4 protein-coding genes are annotated in these 1,652 nt (G+C 64.0%); 3 read left to right on the forward strand and 1 reads right to left on the reverse strand.

Going from position 1 to position 1,652, the window contains the following annotated elements:
• A partial coding sequence (locus tag QZY06_RS12945) for a DUF736 family protein (protein WP_295685033.1) occupies positions 1 to 207 on the forward strand: 207 nt, incomplete at its 5' end.
• Between the two features lie 47 nt (positions 208 to 254).
• Here the strand turns inward: QZY06_RS12945 and QZY06_RS12950 are convergent.
• Positions 255 to 545, reverse strand: coding sequence for a helix-turn-helix domain-containing protein (locus tag QZY06_RS12950; protein ID WP_006452450.1), 291 nt, complete (start codon positions 543 to 545; stop codon positions 255 to 257).
• Positions 546 to 612: 67 nt separating this feature from the next.
• On the opposite strand from QZY06_RS12950, the gene QZY06_RS22230 reads away from it, so the two are divergent.
• The gene (locus QZY06_RS22230) at positions 613 to 1,161 is read left to right on the forward strand and encodes a DUF2958 domain-containing protein (RefSeq protein WP_367275638.1); all 549 of its coding nucleotides are present in this window, start codon (positions 613 to 615) and stop codon (positions 1,159 to 1,161) included.
• Positions 1,162 to 1,507: 346 nt separating this feature from the next.
• Positions 1,508 to 1,652 (forward strand): DUF6499 domain-containing protein (locus tag QZY06_RS12960; RefSeq protein WP_295685042.1); only part of this gene is annotated, 145 nt, incomplete at its 3' end.

Genomic DNA, 1,652 nt, shown 5'->3' on the forward strand with positions numbered 1-1,652 from the left:
AGCGAGAACGCCCCCGATTTCCACCTCCAGGCGGCCGGCCACGAGGTCGGCGCGGCGTGGAAGAAGACCAGTGAGGCCGGGCGCGAGTACCTGTCCGTGAGCATCGACGATCCTTCGTTCCCGGCGACGGTGTATGCCCGCCTGATCGAGAACGAGGACGGCACGCACGACCTGATCTGGTCGCGCAGCAAGCCCAAGGCGGCCTGACGGCCGCAGCGCCCCGCCCGTTGCGGCGGGGTGTTTCCTTCCAGCGGCTATGCCTCGGCGGCTTGAAGTCGGCTTTCCGCCTCGGCCATCAGTACCGCGGTACTGCATTCCAGCGCACCGGCGATCTTGAAGATCACCGCCAGGGTCGGCGCATGTTCGCCGCGCTCGATCTTGCCCATGTGCGAGCGCTCGATGCCCGCCAGGTTGGCCAGCGTCTCCTGGGCGATGCCGCGTTCCGTACGCAGCGCACGCACCGCCGCGCCGAAGGCCTGGGCCAATTCGGCGTCGAAGGTAGTGGCACCGACTGGTCGGCCGCGCTGGACGGGTCGCTTCTGCATAGACAGAAGCGTCGATTCGCAACACAATTAAAACCACGTTATCTTTAACTCATTCATCCAATCTCACCTGTTTTCGTGCCTTTACAGAAATCCGCCTCGGCGGATTTCTTCAAAAGCGGAGAGCCTGATCCGTGTCTTTCCTGACTTCCGTACATGCGCCTTCGTGCCTCTACGCTTCTGCGGATGCGTGGACTTGCGCATCTGTGCATCCGTGCGGAAACGGGGATACGCTTCGGCGGCTTCGTTCATTCGTGGAAGGGACACGGCCGTGATCCCGCTTGTCACCGATGAAGAACGGGCGCGGTTGCTGGCCAACGGCCAGGCCCGCGCCACCGGGCAGGACACCGATCCGGTGCCGACTGTGCGGCTGTTCACCCCGGACGGGCACGCGACCTGGTTGCTGGCCTCGCTCGATCCCGCCGATGGCGATACGGCCTACGGCCTGATCGACCTGGGGATCGGGATGCCCGCCTTGGGGACGGTGAAGTTGTCCGACCTGGCTGCCATCGTCGGGCCGCGCAAGCTGCCGGTGCGGCGGGATCGGTATTTCCAGGCGGCACGCCCGCTGTCGGAGTACGTCCGGCTGGCGCAGGAGAACGGCTCGATCACGGACTGATCGAACCCTGCGCAGTCCGTCCAGCCGGGACGCATTGTGACTATTTCGGTCTTAGTCGAGACCGTGCGGGTCTGATTCCGCACTCTTGCACCGAAGCGGTGCGACTGTGTTGGAAACAGTCACGATCTTTGGCGCGGGCTGCGGCACGGTGTCCAGTGCTGCGCACCATTTTCCGGCGGTGCAGCCGTCGCGTTCAGACGATTTTGGCAATGCACCGGAGCGAATCGGTCTTGACACCACAAGTTACAGCTTACCCCGATCTTGATGGCAGTTTGATGTTGAAACGGTAGCTCCCGCAAGCCGCAATCCATAGCGACGTTCCTGCTGATCGACAGGAGGCTGCGTCATGGCTGATTCGAGCGCCGCACACTGGTATCCGACCGCAGCGTATCTCTACACGCTGCATCTCGATGGCCCCGCGCTGGCGTGGGAGTACCTGCGCAGGAATCCCGACTACCGGCGCGACTGGCTGCGCCGTCGCCGCCAGCCGG

The organism is uncultured Nevskia sp. (assembly GCF_903885465.1).
GTDB lineage: Bacteria > Pseudomonadota > Gammaproteobacteria > Nevskiales > Nevskiaceae > Nevskia.